Consider the following 16,208-nt stretch of genomic DNA (forward strand, 5'->3'; position numbering starts at 1 on the left):
ATACCCCCTTAAAACTTTCCCAATAAATTTTATATATCATTTCTTATCTTCACTTCTAAAGTCATTAATCTGCTTTACTAAATAACCTAAATAAAACTCTAATCTTAATGTTGTATCTGTCAAATCTCGCTTTATGATTTCCTGTATTTTGTTAATTTTGTACATCAAAGTATTTCTATGCATATAAAGCTTTTGTGATGTCTGAATATAATTACCATTTTCTTTAAGAAAAACATGAAATATTCTTGTATAATCAGTATTATTTTGTGAATCATATCTTTCTAATCTTCCTACTGTATCATCATAATACTCTTTTAGAAGATTTATGTTTTCGATTTCAGTGAGCAATTTATATGCGCCTATGTTAGAATAAAATATAGTTTCATCTGAACGACCCTCAGCTTTTAACACCTTTAAAGCCTTCTCAGCTTCAATATAACTTCTTTTTATTTCACTAAACTCTGCATAGGAGTTTCCGATACCAATACTTATGCTAATATCGCTAAAAGTATGTTTAACACTTTCTCTTATGATCTGTGCTAGCATTGCTAAATCTGTAAACTTGTCCTTTTCATTAATTTGAAGTAAGACTACAGAATCATTTTGTAGAAAGCTTATAGGCTGGAATCGTGAATCCCAAATAGCACTGTTTACTGTTCTCAAGAAATTATCCTTAATATAAACTATACCTTGTTCATCTTTAATATTTTTAAAAGATAAATACTCTTCAAATTTATCTATTGTTACTGTTATTATTCTAAAAGAGTTAAAATAATTATATCCATAAGATGAAATTCTTTTGGTGAAATCTTCATAGGTTATTTTGTTAAAAAATATAATATTTCTTAACAAGTCTTGGTAAGAACTTTCTTCCATTTGTCTTTTCACTATATCACCACAAATTATTCTCGTTATTTCAGCCAAGTTTGTTTTCCAAGGAACTTCAAACACTGGAAAACTCTTTTCATCTGCCAGTTTTCTTATTTCCTCAGGAACCTCTGAGAGATACTTTCCAACATTTACGATGAGTCCAGCTGCTTTCTTTTCTATAATTCCGTTTAGTAGTTCAATAAAACTAGAGTTGTCCTTAAATACTCCAATACCAGTAATTAATATTAATTCATCATTCTGTACGTATTGCACAATGTCTGGAGTTTCCACATGATGAATCCACTTTACTATCTTAGAAACTCCCTTACTTCCCCCTACTAGTTTTAAATCTTTCAATTCTGGTAAGCTTATTAATTGGTCAATTCTAACGCCCATAATCGAACCTCTCTCTTCAAAATGTATTTCAATTTCCATTTATTACATTCTAGTATATTCTAAAAGCTCTGTCACTAGAATTGCAGATAATTTCAATTATGGGCGCTTATAAATATAATCTATTATTCTACATAAGTGTCAGCAATAGACAAAGCTTTGTCGATTGCTACAAATGCTTCTTTCATTTCTTCTTCGTTTATTATACAAGGTGGTACAATGAACATGTAGTTCCATCTTAGATACATATACATACCATCATCTAATAGTGATTTCTTCACTTTGTCCATTACTTCTCCATTGCCATTCCATGGAACAATAGGTTCTCTAGTTTCACGATCTTTTACTAGTTCTATACATCCAAATAAGCCTATATTTCTAACATCACCTACGGATTTATGCTTATCTTTCATCTCTTTAATAAAGCCTGCTAGTAGTTCTCCCTGTGCCTTAGCATTCTCTATTATCTTCTCATCCTTATATGCATTTATTGTTGCTACAGCAGCTGCACAAGCTAATGGATGTCCACTATATGTCAATCCACAGAAAAGATTTTTATCGTAGATTGCTTCAGTAACTTTATCAGATATACCTACTGCTCCTAAAGGAACATACCCTGAGTTTATTCCTTTTGCCATAGTCATTATATCTGGAAGAACACCAAAATTATCGATACCAAACCATTCTCCTGTTCTTCCGAATCCAGCCATAACCTCGTCAGCTATTAGAAGTATATTATATTTATCACAAACTGCTCTTAATTGAGTATAATATTCTGCTGGTGGAATAAATATACCATTAGAACCTGTTACAGATTCAATAATAATTGCTGCTACTGTGTCAGGATTTTCATACATAATAGTTTCTTCAATGTGTTTTACACATTCCATATTACATTTTCCACACTCTTTACCAAAGGTACATCTGTAGCAATATGGGTCATAAACCTTTACAACTCCTGGCATACCTGGTTCAACTGGTGGTCTTCTAGGATCTCCAGTAAGTGCAATTGCACCATAAGTTGATCCATGATATGAACGATAGCGTGAAATAATCTTCCACTTTCCAGTAGCTAGTCTAGCGATTTTAATTGCATTTTCGTTTGCATCGGCTCCACCATTTGTGAAGAAGAAATGGCTTATACCTTCAGGAGTTACTTCACTAAGTAATTTTGCAAGTGAGCTACGAGCTTCATTAGCAAAGCCTGGTGCTGCAAAGCAAAGTTTTTCAGCTTGTTCTTGTATAGCTTTTACAACCTTAGGATGTTGATGTCCAATATTTTGGTTTACAAGTTGTGAAGCCATATCTAGATATTTTTTCCCATTACCATCCCAAAAATAACATCCTTTTGCTTCGTTAACAACCATAGGATTAAGCTTGGACTGCACTGACCATGAATGAATCATATGATCCCTATCATTTTTATAAACTTCATCCACATTAACTTTTTTACAATCACTAACACTCATTATTTCCACCCCACTTTTATATATAGAAAATAAGTTTTAAAATCTTCAATTTGAGATTTTATAAATCACTTGCTTGCATAATTATAGTATCATTTACTTTAATTGGTGTATATGTATAAAGTGAACAACTTTTTTGTGCTTTTTACCAAATATTTAATTTTGTTAAACAAAACAAAATAAATTCAGGAATGGCAATCGCATATTGCGATATTTTTAACATATTTACTTTCAATGTAAATAATCTCTATGCCTAAGCCATAACTCTTTCTATTCTTTTAAAGTTCATAAAACAGGATTAATTATACTTATTATTGTATATAACTTGATAAAATCCTAACAAGTAGCATATACACAAAAAGTATTATGCTATATATATTTATATATACACATTTATATTTTAGCTATAGTTCTAATATCTTGCATTCTAGCAGCTCATCTTAATTCAACAAATTTTTATCAATAATTTACCAAAACTATCCTTGTATGTTATTATATTTATGCCAAGAATAATTTTGATTCATAGAGAGTAGGAGATGAACCCAAATTGAAAAAACATTTTAAAGGTTTAATTTTAATAGTTTTTTATTTAATTCTTATGATTAGCGTTGGGTGTAGCAGTTTAAAAGCAAACAGTAATAAAAATATCGATATTACGTCTAAAAAAGAGCTAAATGAAGTAATATCAAGTTATATTAGCGATTACTATTCTCGTATATTTACAAACGCTGATAAAACCTTTGAGGCACATAAAGTATATACAATTGAAGAGAAAGATGGACTAATAAATGTCTATATTTACACTTTATTTGAAGGATATGCATTCGCGAATGGAAAATTTGGACTTTCATGTGGCGGCTCAAGTCCAGCACTCATTGTGTTAAAAAAAGATAATGGCAAATTTACTGTTGTTAAATTTGAACAACCTAAGGATGGATCTGAATACGGGCCATCTATGAAAAAAATGTTTCCACGTAAATATGTAGAGGAAGCTATGAGTGATTCAGGCCATGATTTGGGGTTGCAGGAGCAAATAAATTTAAAGGCTAAAGCATGGTTAAAAGAACAAAGAAGAAGTGAAACACTTATAGGTGTTGATGACAATTTTAAAATCCAACTTTCATCAGTCTATGCTGTAATTGAAACGATAAATACTTATTCAATAAGAGAAGAGAAATAACGTTGAAATATTACTGGTGTGGTGTAATTATTTTTAAAGTGTTTAGTCACAGTTGTAAAATTATATTATTTAAATATCATAGATCTATGATATTCAAATAATATAAGAAGAATGTGTCTTAACTATAGCTGTAAATTTACTGATTTGAATATCCTTTGATAACATTTATTATCTATTTTCAATCTGTCATATACTCATTTACTAATTCGTAGCATCTTTCCTTTGTGGATTTATACAAAGATACATAACCTGCAACAAATTCGAAGGTCCCACCTTTATATTTAGACTCCTCCTTATTAGCCTCTGCCTCTTTTTGCTCTATCCATTTAATTTGCTTAGTTTTTAAATCCTTCATTATCTCTGGAGATAATTCTTCTTTTAGTAAGGCATAAATCTCATTTAATGCCTTATCATACATATCATAGGATTTTCCGTAATAATTTTTCATAGCATTTGTTACTCCAGCATCCGAATCTTTCTTTTGTGGTAAGGCATCAAGTTCTTTTTGGATGTTATCTAATCTTTCTAGAAACTCTTTTCTTCTTCCCCCTATTTTTGTTGCTGTATTTGTTTTATTATCTTCATAGATATTTTCATTTTCTTTTGTATCGTCTTTTAAAGCTGATGAATCTGTTTTATGTGTATTATCAATTTCGTCCAGACTATCTTTTACTTGCTGACTTTGGTTTGTTTCACCTACAGAATTTTGATTTTTTTTACTGTCTTTTGTACATGCTACCAATGTAATTATTGATAATGCTATGACTATAAGAAGTACAATGTTTTTATTTTTCACTATTTTCTCCTTTTAATCTTATTTGTAGTTATGACTTATCATAAATAGTAATTCAAAAGCATAGAGTTTCTATTCTGCAATGCTTCTTATTTTATGTCGCTACTACATAAAATGAGTTGGCTTGATTGCGATGTTGAGGGTAAAAAATTAGCATATACTTAAACACTTACAAGTAGTTTAGACTTGGTTTATGCTTAAATATATACATCTCAATATCGCAATCAATTATTAGAACGGAATCACTAAAAGCGGCGAAGCCTTCTATGGATATTCAAAAATTCACTATAAGTTCTAAAACATTAAATTTGTTGATACTAGTATACTTGTATTCAAAAAAATTAGCAATATAACCTGCTTTAGTATATAGCATCCCCCTCCCCATAATTAAGTGCTTATTCACTTTTCGCTTTATTTTTATCTTTATAATCTCTCCACTTAAATATGACCTTTTCATTATCAACTTTAATAATTCTATTATTAGAAATAGCAACTCTGTGAGTATATCTACCTAAATACTGTAATACGTATTCTGCACTACTAAATGGAGCTTTACTATAAACAATCCATTCTTTTTTATATAAACTGTCTTTAAATGCGTAAAATATATCTTTAAACTGCAATTCCTTAATCTTCGTAGGAAATTTAAGTTTATCTCTCTTATAAAGCTCGTTTAAATAAAATAGATATTTCCCTCTAAACATTCGTGAAAGTACTTTTACTGGGCTAAAAAATTTTTTCTTTGACTTTATCCACCTGCTATTATCAAGGCTCAAACCGCCACCAGGAACTATGCAATGTATGTGGGGATGATACATTAAATTTTGCCACCACGTATGCAGAATAGTTGTAAAGCCTATATTTGCGTTTAAATACTTTTTAGCTTTCGCTAATTCCAGTAAGGTCTCTGAAACAGCTGTAAATAAAATAGAGTTCATTTCTTTTTGGTTAAACAATGTTAAAGAGTTTAATTGTTCTGGTATAGTAAAAACAATATGAAAGTAGTGAGTTGGTAATAATGTCTTACTCCTTTTATAAATCCACATTTCCTTGGCGAAAGTCTGACATTTTGGACAATGTCGATTTCTACAAGAGTTATATGAAATTTTAGTTTCTCCACACTCATCACATTCGTATACATGACCTCCAAGTGCAGCAGTCCTGCAATACTTAATTGAATACAATGCTTTTAGAATATTAGATGGTAATTTCCTCGACTTAATATAGGAATCTCCATGCAACTCAATAACATTTTGGAGTGAATTCATAAATTTAGTCCAGCGTATCTAAAGGACTTGTCATTTTTAACGTTTGATAATCCCTTACATGCAAATATATTGAAGTTGTTTTCATATTTGAATGTCCAAGTAATGCTTGAATAGTTACCAAATCGACACCACTATTCATTAGATGATTTGCAAAAGAATGCCTTAAAGTATGCGGCGAAGCCGTCTTATTTATTCCAGCCTTTAATAATGCTTTATCCATAGAATGTTCTATACAACGATTGCTTAGTGGTTTCTTTGTTTTTCCACATATAAGCAAATTATCCTCCAGGGGATAATCTTTCCATCCAAACTTCTTCTAATATACTCTTAGTAATTCTAAGTTTTTTGAGATAACAGAGTGTATCATTCTTTGTTACGCTTACCGTTCCTAACTCTAATCTTCATTTCAGCACTTATAATATCTGATATTCTTAGATTTATAACCTCGCTAACGCGTAAGCCTCCTGAATAAATAGTTGATAATATCTTGCTCGCCTAAGAGCTCTGGTGGTTGATTATAAAATTCAGAGAAACTTTTCATAGTCAATACCATATCTTAAATGGTATTCTGGCTACGCCCCCGAATTTCTAGGTCCTTAACCATTTTGTCAATTTTTTTATACATTTTACACTCCTTCAAAAGGTGTGTAAAATGTGAGAAGCGAAGCTTCCTTGAGGAAGAAACTTAGCTCCTTATTTTTTCCACATAAGTATTAGTTTAATCAGTAGCAAGCTATCGCTTTTAGCGATTTAGTTCTATTTTTGAAATGCGACGTAAAAACACTTTTCACTCCTACTTTGAATGATACAATGTTCAGGTAAATTATTCATTTCTTCAGTTATTACGTTAAATAAGAATATTGTGGTCCAGTACAAATATTGGTAATATCTTATGATGCGATTCATCCTAACAAGTGTCAACAGACATTTTCATTCTAATGTTCTTCCACCCGTAGGTAAAGTTGTAATAATATAATTAAATATTCGTTTATTAGTATGATATACTAGCTAAATATACACTTTAATTGCTACCTTGTTTTTACACTTTATTTCTATTAGCATTTTTGTCGCAAAAACACATTCATCTAATTACGTACATAATGTATAATTGTGGTTATGAACATATTGTTTCCATATCAGGGGAAGCTATGATATATAATCTAAAATTGGACACTTTGATTATATGGAGCTAGTAGTGTAACCGGCCCTCTTAGTAAAAATTATCTAGGAGGAAAGATTTAAATTAAAAAAATTCATGTCAAACTTTTAGGAACTGTTATTATGACTGCTACACTTCTTACTAACGTAGGTCCCACTGTTTCGGCAGCATCAAAATCTACTCAGGATGTAACAACAGGAAGAACCCAACAAGATGTTAAAACTGGAACTATTACTTGCAATTCAGTAAGTATACCGCGTTATGCTAATAGTGTTAATCTTAGTAGAACAGTGGTTATTGATGGTTCAAAATCTGTATCAAAGATTATTACCATTAATGGTGTTGACTATACTGTGACTTATGATGTGTCAGTTAACTAGCAAAAACTAATGTACTAAAAGGTTCATTCTACAAAGTATGAGTCTTTTTTTAGTTGCATATACACTTATAAAGTCTGTCCATCGTAAATTTTCAATATATAAATATAGTATTTGAAAGACGACGTAACTATTGAAATTCAAAATACGAGCAATGTTCTTTGAGAAGTGAATACTACGATGTTAAAAAGTAGAATTACTTCATATTTATTAAAAAGCAATAATCTTTTATCATGCAAGTTATGATATAATTACCATTAATAAAATGGAAATGGTAAAATATCGAGGCGTAAGCAAGGAGGATTACATATGAAGAAAGGTGATAAGTTATTCGTTAGAGTTGATTATAAAAATCCAGATTTAAATTCTACTTCTAAAGATTTTGAGGAACATGTTCAATATTTAAATACAATTGCTGACGACAGATACTTTATTGGTGGAGGGTTTAATAATGCTAAAGGTGGTATGATAGCATTAAAGCAAAGGGTATAAATGAAGCAATTTTTCTATATCTTTGAATAACGCCATTATGTTTATATTTATCAATTATTAATCATTTTTAAAATTTAAGTTTTCATCACGAATCTTTATCTGATCGTCTGCCCACTCTTTAAAAGCCTTTAAAGATGGGATAAGCTTTTTCCCATTTTCAGTTAAAGAATACTCTACACGAGGTGGCATTTCTAAATATTGAACCCGATTAATTATTTTATAGTATTCTAATTCTTGCAAGCAATTAGTCAGAGACATATTAGTAATACCATCTAGTTCTCTCTTTAATTCATTAAAACGCACTATATTTTTTTTCATTAGCACACATAATATAGGTAATTTCCATTTACCTCCAATTATTTGTAGTGAATATAGTACAGAGGAGTTTGTATACTCAGCAATGTTCTTCTTTTCATTTTTCATAATAAATAGGCTCCTTTAGTCAATAAAAATATACCTAATCAAAATAAATTGCGTACTATTATTATTTTGATTTAGTAATATAATTATATCATAGAGAATGAACATAAAGTAAAAATTAAAATAACCAATAGTATAGAAATTATACTTGTGATTAGAAAAGGAAGGGAAAACTAATGAAAGTTATTGCGATTAACGGTAGCCCACGAAAAAATTGGAATACAGCAACTTTGTTAAATAAGACTCTTGAGGGAGCATCTTCACAAGGAGCAGAAATTGAATTGATAAATCTTTATGACTTGAAATACAGGGGATGTATCAGTTGCTTTGCCTGTAAAAGAAAAGATGGTCAGCATGGTAAATGTGCGATGAAAGATGATTTAACAAATATTCTTGAAAAACTTGAAACAGCAGATGCCATTATTTTCGGTTCTCCTATTTATTACATGAACATAACAGCTGGAATGACTGCTCTTTTAGAGCGTCTTTTATATTCACATAGTATCTATAGTTCGGAAATACCAACGGTTTACCCTAAAAAAATCCAGACAGGGTTTATTTATACTATGAATGCAACAGAAAAATATATTGAGGAGTCTGGATATAAACTAAGTTTAAAGCCACATCAGGATTTCATTGCAAGAATATTAGGAAAGCCCGTGGAATTATTGTACAGTTACGATACCTACCAATTTTCTAATTATAAGGAATATGAATCCTCCATTTTTTCAGAAGAGGCTAAGGCAAAACAAAAATCAGAACAATTTCCTGTTGATTGTCAAAAAGCCTTTGATATGGGGGTAAGGTTTGCCACGAATGCCTAACGAGTTGCGAAAGAAGTTGCAATATGATGAAACTATAAATCAGCAGGCTTAGGTCTTTATCTTTCTAAAAGCTAGCGAGAAAGATTGGTCATGATATAGAAATTGAATTAAGATATGGCGAGTACACGAAAGTTACAATCATCTTTTCTAAGCATTTAGATTACTTCGAATTTGTAAGACAGTGAAAACATATGTAAAAAACTAGGTTTTTAAAGTGGCTCTGCCACTTTTTTGTTTTGTGACAAAAATGTAAGTTATGGTTATAGTTTTGTAAGCTAAGAAAATGGATTAAAAGAGCTTAATCTTATACAATAAGACTGTAAATTAATTATTTTATTCTCTAAGGGAACAGGCTAAATTTACACTATTTTGCAACACCATTACAGTATAAGATATTATATGAGGAATACAGGAGGTTCTAATGAGGACATTTGAAATAATGCTAATTTTGGTAAACTTACTATCCATATTTCTAAGCTTTAGAAAGAGGTCAAAATCAGTTAGGTTGGGGGAGGCAGGGTTAAATCTATTACTATTCTTAATTCATGGCATATTTGAGGGCTTTCGATATCAGATGATTTTTTCCTACATCTTTGTTATTATTTTTGTGAGCTATACTTTAGCAAAAATAAAGTATAATTTTTTTCAAGTTAAAACTCCAAAGGCGATAAAGTTTATAGTAAGAAGCTTATCTGTTATATTTCTTATGGTTACATTTTTATTGTCCTATGCCCTTCCTATATTTAAGCTTCCAAAGCCAACAGGAAGCTATGATGTAGGAATTAATTACTTGCGTTTAGTTGATGAAAGTCGAATTGATCCTTTCCTAGATAAATCAACTAAAAAGAGAGAGCTGATGATTAAAGTTTATTATCCTGCAAAGAATGATGATTCAAAACCACTTGATGGGTACTTTCACAATTCATCTGAGCTTTTGAAAGCCTTTGCTGCAGGCTATCATATGCCTGAATTTATATTTAGCCATCTGCACTTAGTAAATACCAACTCAAAAGAAAATTTACAGGTATCAGATAAAAATCAAAGCTATCCAGTGGTTCTATTTTCCCATGGAGCAGGTACAACAATGGAAGTTCAAACTTCACAGTGCGAAGATTTAGCAAGCCAAGGGTATATTGTAGTGGCTATAGACCATACCTATGTATCTTGGGCAACTCTTTTTCCAGATAGAGTTGTTTCAGCCCAAGAGGCTACAACAGATTTTAAAACAGCAGATCCTGCAGAGATAATTACTCAAATTATGGCTGATGATTCTAAGTTTGTTATTGATAGTCTAACCAAAATGAACGAAGGTAAAATTAATTCTAATTTTAAGGGAAAGCTAAATCTCGATAAAGTAGGTACCATTGGTCATTCTGTTGGTGGCGCAGTAGCATATAACTTGGCAATTAATGATAGCAGAATTAAGGCTGCAATTGACTTGGATGGAATTGTTTTTGTTACTCCTAAAGATAAGTTTAAAGGTATGGCACCCTTTTTAATGATGGCTAACGATAAATATCATATTCAAGGAATCCAAAATAGAGAACCCTTAACAAAAAATTTTGAAGACATGACGGAAGAGGAACAAAAAGTAATGATTTCAATGTATGGCAGCAAGGAAGCTTACAAAGAGGCTTACAAAAAAGCGTCTCAAAACATCATAGGGCTTGCTGAAGTTCTTAAGTTGTCTGGAAATTTATTCACTATTGAAGGCAGTGACCATATGAAGTTCACAGACATAGGCTTTTTCATAGGTGTCAGGCAGTTAAGAGAATTAATGGGCATAGGTGGAAAGACTGCTCCGGAAAGATGTTTAGAAATCACTAAATCAGTAACGGCAACGTTTTTTGATAAGCATTTGAAAAATGATGCAAACGATTCGTTAGAATCCATGGTTACTAAGTATCCGGAATTGAAACAAGTTAATTTAAAATAAGTTTACTGGACCTGTTTTAAATCATACAGTTTATTTCATATAAAATTAAGGAGGGTCAATAAATGAACCAAGGACAAGAAAAATTTTTAGGCTATATTTTAGAAAGAGTACAGGAAGATAAGGTTGAAGAAGCAAGAGCATTGCTAGCAGAAAACTTTAAGAAACAAGCAGAAGGTGCATTTACACAGGAGGATGCTTTACAATTTATGCCTAAAATGATTTCCTTATTAAAACCTGAGAAGGTAAGTGAAGTACAGGAAATTATGAAACAATTTGCTCAAAATATGAGACACTAATAGATAGCAGGCTTGTAATTAATATAAGCCTGCTATTTTCTATTGTGAAGATAGCTGTAACTTTAGTTTTACACTCCAAAGTAAGACCACTAGGATGAATATGACTTGTTTAATATATAAAATCACCTTAATTATTTTAATTTTCCACCTTCAATTACAATATCCTCTTTGCTAGCTTCTCCATATGTGTCTTTTAATGTCTCATCATAAGCTTTGTGTACAAAGTTTTCTTTACCAAGAGTTTCAAGCTCAGTATTTATCCAGTTAAGAAGCTCTTTGTTTCCTTTAGCAACGGCAGGTGCTATTGTATCTTCTCCTCCGAATTTTGGTACGCCAACACTAAATCCAGGATTCTTTTGTGCCCATGCAAGTACTTCTGTGTTATCATTAGCTATAGCGTCTCCGCGCTTGTCTTTTAATGCTTCGAATATTTCTGAGTATTGATCATACTTCACTAATTGTACATCTGGCATATTTTTTGTAAGGTAAGTTTCTGCAGTTGTTCCTTTTGCAACTATTATCTTTTTACCTTTTAATTGGTCAACTGAAGTGATTTTAGCGTTGTCTGACGATACAACTCCAAGTGAAACCTTCATGTAAGGATTTGCAAAATCAACTTTTTCTTTTCTTTCATCTGTAACTGTAAAATTAGCCATTATTATATCAACCTTTTTTGATTGTAAATATGCAACTCTACTTGCTGCATCAACTAATACAAATTCAACCTTAGATTCATCGCCTAATAGGTCCTTTGCAAATCTTTTAGCGATATAAACATCAAAACCTTGGCTTTTTCCATTTGAATCTACAAAACCAAATGGTGGCTTATCACTAAATACACCAATTTTGATAGTTCCTCTTTTCTTTATTTCATCAATAGAACTTCCTGATGCTTGAGTAGTTTCTTTTTTACCTTCTGTTGAAGCTGTTTTTGAAGATCCACAGCCTACTAATCCTCCTACTATTAATGTTGTAGCAACTAATGCTGTTAAGATTTTTTTTACACTTTTCATTAAATATCTTCCTTTCTTTATATAAAACTTAATATTGAAATACATTTAAAAATTGCTTAGCTCGTTCTGTTTTTGGATTTGTAAAAAATTCATCTGGGCTGGATATTTCACATACCTCACCCTCATTAATAAATACTATTTTATCAGCAACAGCCTGTGCAAAATTCATTTCATGAGTTACAATTATCATAGTCATGCCCTGCTTTGCAAGATCTAGCATAACTTCTAGAACCTCTCTTACCATTTCCGGGTCAAGTGATGCTGTTACTTCATCGAATAGCATTATCTCAGGATTCATACATAGGGCCCTTACTATAGCTATTCTTTGCTTCTGTCCTCCAGAAAGTTCGCGAGGATAGGAATCCTTTCGATTAAGTAATCCTACTTTATCCAATAGTTTTTCTGCCTGACTCATTATCTCATCTTTAGATCTTTTTTGAACCTTTGTTGGCCCTAAAAGTATATTCTCTATAACTGTCATGTGCGGGAACAGATCATAACTTTGAAATACCATTCCTATTTTCTGACGAATTTCCTGCCAGTTAACATTTTTGTCTGTAAGGCTTGTACCATTAAACTCTATGCTACCTCCTTGAATAGTTTCAAGACCATTAAGGCATCTAAGCAAGGTGCTCTTTCCGCATCCTGAAGGCCCGAGTACAACCACAACCTCGCCCTTATGTATATCAAGGTCTATGCCTTTTAATATCTCTTTCTGTGCATATTCTTTATGTAAGTTTTTTATTTGGAGTAATACTTCGTTATTTTCCATGTGAATTACAATACCTCCTTAATATTTCCAGCTAGCCTCTAATTTCTTTGACAATCTTGATAAAGGATAACAGATAATAAAGTATAGTATAAATATAAGACCATAAACCCAGAAGGATGCTGTAGGTACCTGTAGTCGTGAAAGCTCTATAATCTGTTGACCTATCTTTACTACATCTATAACTCCTATTAAAACTACTAAAGATGTGGTTTTAACCATTCTTGTTGCTAAATTTATTGCACCAGGAATCATTCTTCTTATAGCTTGGGGTATAAGAATATATCTATAAAGCTGCCAGGAGTTAAGTCCAATAGCCTTTCCTGATTCAATCTGATGTTTTGGCAAGGATTCTAATGCTCCTCTTACTATGTCTCCCATTTCTGCAGCACCCCAAAGGCTAAAAACAATGATAGAAGCTACCTCTCCACTTAACTGTATGTTTAATGCAGTAGTCGCACCAAAATATACAATAAACAACCAAACAAGAACAGGTATTATTCTAAATAGTTCAAGATATAAACGACTGATAAAAGCTATAATTTTTGATTTTGATGTTCTAATAACTCCAAATATTATCCCTAGTAAAGTTCCTATAACAATGGAGATAAAGGCAATTCCAATTGTCACTAATAAACCATCAAATAATAACCGTTGAATATTCATTCCATCAAATATCACTTTAATGCCCAAATTCTGCATAACGCACCTTCCTTTCTACCCATGTAAGAAAGAGTGATAAAGGTAAAATTACAATTAGATATGCAACTACCAACATTAGTAATGATTCAAAAGTTTGATAATACATTCCTATTAAATCTTTTGTTACATTCATAAGATCTAAAATTGATATTGCACCTAAAATCGAAGTTTCTTTTAATAAAAATATACAATTTGCACTTATTGATGGTATACTCACTGAAAATGCCTGTGGTAATATTACGTATCTAGCAAGTTGAAGTTTAGAAAGTCCAAGGCTAAGACCTGACTCAATTTGTATTTTGCCCACAGCTTCGATACCACTTCTAAAGGCTTCGGACATATAACTTCCGCCTAAGAAGGATAGTCCAATTATTGCACAGGTATTTTCACTCATTCTTATACCTAGCTTAGTAAAACCATAATATAGAAAGAATAATTGAATAAGTAATGGAGTATTACGTGAAAGCTCTATATATGCTTGCACTACGGATTGCAGACCTTTTATTTTATAGTATTGTATTATGCTGCATATGAGTCCAAGTATTATAGAAACTACTATACCCCAAAATGCTAGTTTTAGTGTAAGTATAGCAGCTTTCTGATACAAGGGAACATTTTCAACAATAAATTGCCAATTTAGATTCATAAGCTTAACTACCTCTTTCTTTACTAGTAATTTAGAAAACAAAAAACTCCTGCCTCTATTACAGAGGCAGAAGTATACTTCTACGGTTCCACTCTGTTTATTATGTGTAAAAATTTATTTAAACACATAAAAACTCATTATTTCGGTACAATCATACCACAACGCTTTAACGGGCGTACCCGCTGAAGTCTACTTAACTTCGATCCAGTACTCAAGGATGCACTTCAGTTACCATCTACCCAAAATCCCTCACACCCTTGGGGATTTCTCTCTTAGAGTTTCTTATAACCTACTCTTCCTATCATTGTAATTCCTAGTAATTTAATTTGATTTATAGGTATATTATAATCGCGCAGTATATTATTGTCAACTCTTTTTCCATATTTTTTATTTGTTTATCTATATAATTCACTGGTAGTTGACTTATCTCTATCAGCTAAGGTATAGAAAATATAATTTTCAGTCACAACCAAAGAAGATTACGAACAAACTTTATCTAAAAATTGTACTATTGCAATACTTTCTTCTCTGATAACACTCTTTGACGTTCCGCCTCCAAATAAAGACAAAGTTCCTTAAAGTCCTTTAGCCAATGTATCTTAGCCAGTTCTCTTAAATCGATAACTATGCCAGTATTCTTCTGTTCAATAAATTCCATGTCAAAAAGTTCACTTTCAACAAAGCCCTTTTTACAATCATGGATGCAGGGAATATATTCATCCCAGTGCTTTTCGAAATATTTCACCTTGGCAAAACAGAGCCTGTTAATATGAAAAATCATGCCCAAAGGGCTGGATTTTACTGCAAATCTGTGGCTGAAATATTCTTGAACAGGATACTTTTCCTGATGCCTTTCCCAATAAAACCTGTCATTTAAATGAAGATTAAATTTATCCAGGACTCTGCATTTTTCTTCTCCCAGTCTTCCCCTCAAGGATTTCTCTCTGTCCTCCAGACTTATAGCCTTCAACGCCTCGTAGTACACAGCCTATCCCCCCATATCGCTCAAAGCAAAAAATTATTTCTTTTTATTTTTCAATATAAAAATACTCTACAAAACCTTGAATTTTATAGAGTATTTATAATCCTTTGTTTTATTAAATGGCTGGGGTGGAAGGATTCGAACCTCCGAATGCCAGAGTCAGAGTCTGGAGCCTTACCACTTGGCCACACCCCAATAAAATTGGTGACTCCTAGGGGAATCGAACCCCTGTTACCACCGTGAGAGGGTGGTGTCTTGACCGCTTGACCAAGGAGCCATAAATTATTTGGTATACTTTACTTTTTTATATTAACAAATATTTTTGTAGTCGTCTAATCGTTTTTTCTAATCATTTTATGAGTGTCTATTTGAAATATTAATAGTTGTAATTACAAAATCAAATACCTGTTACTCATAATACACCTTTTCCATAATTCTTGTATTATGATATTTAATTATGGTACAGCTTACCGTAACATCAGCAAATGCGAAATATTTTTCCTCCCTATTTCTCATCATGAGATTATTGCTTGAATACGTTGCAGTAAATTGATATGTATTTACAATTTCAAACACCTTGACAAATTATCCATAACATGGTAACTTATACACTATAGAGTAA

17 protein-coding genes, 2 tRNA genes, 1 pseudogene and 1 riboswitch are annotated in these 16,208 nt (G+C 31.7%); of the genes and pseudogenes, 6 read left to right on the top strand and 14 right to left on the bottom strand.

From position 1 onward, the window contains the following. Nucleotides 1-36 precede the first annotated feature (36 nt). Together AC0N0V_RS14455 and AC0N0V_RS14460 are read right to left on the bottom strand one after the other, a co-directional pair. Nucleotides 37-1,305, bottom strand: a complete 1,269-nt coding sequence (locus AC0N0V_RS14455) for a PucR family transcriptional regulator (RefSeq protein ID WP_474458742.1) — start codon at nucleotides 1,303-1,305, stop codon at nucleotides 37-39. 83 nt (nucleotides 1,306-1,388) lie between these two features. Further along, nucleotides 1,389-2,732 carry an aminotransferase class III-fold pyridoxal phosphate-dependent enzyme gene (locus AC0N0V_RS14460; RefSeq protein ID WP_474458743.1) on the bottom strand — a complete coding sequence of 448 codons (1,344 nt, stop codon included), beginning with the start codon at nucleotides 2,730-2,732 and terminating at the stop codon, nucleotides 1,389-1,391. A gap of 544 nt (nucleotides 2,733-3,276) precedes the next feature. On the opposite strand from AC0N0V_RS14460, the gene AC0N0V_RS14465 reads away from it, so the two are divergent. After that, nucleotides 3,277-3,909 carry a hypothetical protein gene (locus AC0N0V_RS14465; RefSeq protein ID WP_474458745.1) on the top strand — a complete coding sequence of 211 codons (633 nt, stop codon included), beginning with the start codon at nucleotides 3,277-3,279 and terminating at the stop codon, nucleotides 3,907-3,909. 178 nt (nucleotides 3,910-4,087) lie between these two features. Here AC0N0V_RS14465 and AC0N0V_RS14470 read toward each other — a convergent pair whose 3' ends face one another. The 4 genes and pseudogenes from AC0N0V_RS14470 to AC0N0V_RS14485 form a co-directional block, all read right to left on the bottom strand. Further along, entirely contained in the window at nucleotides 4,088-4,705 is a 618-nt protein-coding gene (locus AC0N0V_RS14470) for a lysozyme inhibitor LprI family protein (RefSeq protein WP_474458746.1), read from the bottom strand. Nucleotides 4,706-5,106: 401 nt separating this feature from the next. Next, nucleotides 5,107-5,970: pseudogene (locus AC0N0V_RS14475) on the bottom strand (IS91 family transposase); the annotation flags it as partial. A gap of 4 nt (nucleotides 5,971-5,974) precedes the next feature. Beyond that, complete coding sequence (locus tag AC0N0V_RS14480) at nucleotides 5,975-6,247, bottom strand: tyrosine-type recombinase/integrase (RefSeq protein ID WP_474458748.1); 273 nt, start codon at nucleotides 6,245-6,247, stop codon at nucleotides 5,975-5,977. Nucleotides 6,248-6,333: 86 nt separating this feature from the next. Continuing rightward, complete coding sequence (locus tag AC0N0V_RS14485; RefSeq protein WP_474464541.1) at nucleotides 6,334-6,456, bottom strand: tyrosine-type recombinase/integrase; 123 nt, start codon at nucleotides 6,454-6,456, stop codon at nucleotides 6,334-6,336. Between the two features lie 646 nt (nucleotides 6,457-7,102). Then, a riboswitch (cyclic di-GMP riboswitch) is annotated at nucleotides 7,103-7,186 on the top strand. A 65-nt stretch (nucleotides 7,187-7,251) separates the two neighbouring features. On the opposite strand from AC0N0V_RS14485, the gene AC0N0V_RS14490 reads away from it, so the two are divergent. After that, nucleotides 7,252-7,509: a hypothetical protein gene (locus tag AC0N0V_RS14490; RefSeq protein WP_474458750.1), complete on the top strand. Its 258-nt coding sequence runs from the start codon at nucleotides 7,252-7,254 to the stop codon at nucleotides 7,507-7,509. Between the two features lie 306 nt (nucleotides 7,510-7,815). After that, a complete protein-coding gene (locus AC0N0V_RS14495; protein ID WP_474458751.1) occupies nucleotides 7,816-7,998 on the top strand; it encodes a hypothetical protein in 183 nt (60 codons plus the stop codon). Between the two features lie 57 nt (nucleotides 7,999-8,055). Here the strand turns inward: AC0N0V_RS14495 and AC0N0V_RS14500 are convergent, their stop codons facing one another. Further along, nucleotides 8,056-8,421 carry a winged helix-turn-helix transcriptional regulator gene (locus AC0N0V_RS14500; protein ID WP_474458753.1) on the bottom strand — a complete coding sequence of 122 codons (366 nt, stop codon included), beginning with the start codon at nucleotides 8,419-8,421 and terminating at the stop codon, nucleotides 8,056-8,058. A 173-nt stretch (nucleotides 8,422-8,594) separates the two neighbouring features. Here AC0N0V_RS14500 and AC0N0V_RS14505 point away from each other — a divergent pair, with 173 nt between their 5' ends. The 3 genes from AC0N0V_RS14505 to AC0N0V_RS14515 all read left to right on the top strand — a co-directional run bounded on the left by AC0N0V_RS14505 (nucleotide 8,595) and on the right by AC0N0V_RS14515 (nucleotide 11,474). After that, a complete protein-coding gene (locus AC0N0V_RS14505) occupies nucleotides 8,595-9,242 on the top strand; it encodes a flavodoxin family protein (protein ID WP_474458754.1) in 648 nt (215 codons plus the stop codon). A 421-nt stretch (nucleotides 9,243-9,663) separates the two neighbouring features. After that, the gene (locus AC0N0V_RS14510) at nucleotides 9,664-11,178 is read left to right on the top strand and encodes an alpha/beta hydrolase family protein (protein WP_474458755.1); all 1,515 of its coding nucleotides are present in this window, start codon (nucleotides 9,664-9,666) and stop codon (nucleotides 11,176-11,178) included. Nucleotides 11,179-11,240: 62 nt separating this feature from the next. Continuing rightward, nucleotides 11,241-11,474 (top strand): hypothetical protein, encoded by a 234-nt coding sequence (locus AC0N0V_RS14515; RefSeq protein WP_474458757.1) that lies wholly within the window; start codon nucleotides 11,241-11,243, stop codon nucleotides 11,472-11,474. Between the two features lie 131 nt (nucleotides 11,475-11,605). Here the strand turns inward: AC0N0V_RS14515 and AC0N0V_RS14520 are convergent, their stop codons facing one another. The 7 genes from AC0N0V_RS14520 to AC0N0V_RS14550 all read right to left on the bottom strand — a co-directional run bounded on the left by AC0N0V_RS14520 (nucleotide 11,606) and on the right by AC0N0V_RS14550 (nucleotide 15,863). Then, nucleotides 11,606-12,487: a cysteine ABC transporter substrate-binding protein gene (locus AC0N0V_RS14520; RefSeq protein WP_474458758.1), complete on the bottom strand. Its 882-nt coding sequence runs from the start codon at nucleotides 12,485-12,487 to the stop codon at nucleotides 11,606-11,608. A gap of 28 nt (nucleotides 12,488-12,515) precedes the next feature. Continuing rightward, entirely contained in the window at nucleotides 12,516-13,265 is a 750-nt protein-coding gene (locus AC0N0V_RS14525) for an amino acid ABC transporter ATP-binding protein (RefSeq protein WP_474464542.1), read from the bottom strand. Nucleotides 13,266-13,277: 12 nt separating this feature from the next. Then, a complete protein-coding gene (locus AC0N0V_RS14530; RefSeq protein WP_474458759.1) occupies nucleotides 13,278-13,958 on the bottom strand; it encodes an amino acid ABC transporter permease in 681 nt (226 codons plus the stop codon). Further along, nucleotides 13,939-14,604, bottom strand: coding sequence for an amino acid ABC transporter permease (locus tag AC0N0V_RS14535; RefSeq protein WP_474464543.1), 666 nt, complete (start codon nucleotides 14,602-14,604; stop codon nucleotides 13,939-13,941). Before AC0N0V_RS14535 ends, AC0N0V_RS14530 begins: the two co-directional genes overlap by 20 nt. 508 nt (nucleotides 14,605-15,112) lie before the next feature. After that, nucleotides 15,113-15,589 (bottom strand): hypothetical protein, encoded by a 477-nt coding sequence (locus AC0N0V_RS14540; protein WP_474458760.1) that lies wholly within the window; start codon nucleotides 15,587-15,589, stop codon nucleotides 15,113-15,115. A 117-nt stretch (nucleotides 15,590-15,706) separates the two neighbouring features. Continuing rightward, nucleotides 15,707-15,781 (bottom strand) — tRNA-Gln (locus tag AC0N0V_RS14545). 7 nt (nucleotides 15,782-15,788) lie between these two features. Then, nucleotides 15,789-15,863, bottom strand: a tRNA-Glu gene (locus AC0N0V_RS14550). Between the last annotated feature and the right edge of the window lie 345 nt (nucleotides 15,864-16,208).

The sequence above is a fragment of the Clostridium sp. CS1-1 genome (assembly GCF_056135525.1).

Coding starts and splice junctions, on each gene's coding strand:
- AC0N0V_RS14530 (WP_474458759.1), bottom strand. CDS start 13,958: ATGCAGAATTTGGGCATTAAAGTGATATTTGATGGAATGAATATTCAA.
- AC0N0V_RS14500 (WP_474458753.1), bottom strand. CDS start 8,421: ATGAAAAATGAAAAGAAGAACATTGCTGAGTATACAAACTCCTCTGTA.
- AC0N0V_RS14520 (WP_474458758.1), bottom strand. CDS start 12,487: ATGAAAAGTGTAAAAAAAATCTTAACAGCATTAGTTGCTACAACATTA.
- AC0N0V_RS14455 (WP_474458742.1), bottom strand. CDS start 1,305: ATGGAAATTGAAATACATTTTGAAGAGAGAGGTTCGATTATGGGCGTT.
- AC0N0V_RS14490 (WP_474458750.1), top strand. CDS start 7,252: ATGACTGCTACACTTCTTACTAACGTAGGTCCCACTGTTTCGGCAGCA.
- AC0N0V_RS14510 (WP_474458755.1), top strand. CDS start 9,664: ATGAGGACATTTGAAATAATGCTAATTTTGGTAAACTTACTATCCATA.
- AC0N0V_RS14535 (WP_474464543.1), bottom strand. CDS start 14,604: ATGAATCTAAATTGGCAATTTATTGTTGAAAATGTTCCCTTGTATCAG.
- AC0N0V_RS14515 (WP_474458757.1), top strand. CDS start 11,241: ATGAACCAAGGACAAGAAAAATTTTTAGGCTATATTTTAGAAAGAGTA.
- AC0N0V_RS14495 (WP_474458751.1), top strand. CDS start 7,816: ATGAAGAAAGGTGATAAGTTATTCGTTAGAGTTGATTATAAAAATCCA.
- AC0N0V_RS14460 (WP_474458743.1), bottom strand. CDS start 2,732: ATGAGTGTTAGTGATTGTAAAAAAGTTAATGTGGATGAAGTTTATAAA.
- AC0N0V_RS14505 (WP_474458754.1), top strand. CDS start 8,595: ATGAAAGTTATTGCGATTAACGGTAGCCCACGAAAAAATTGGAATACA.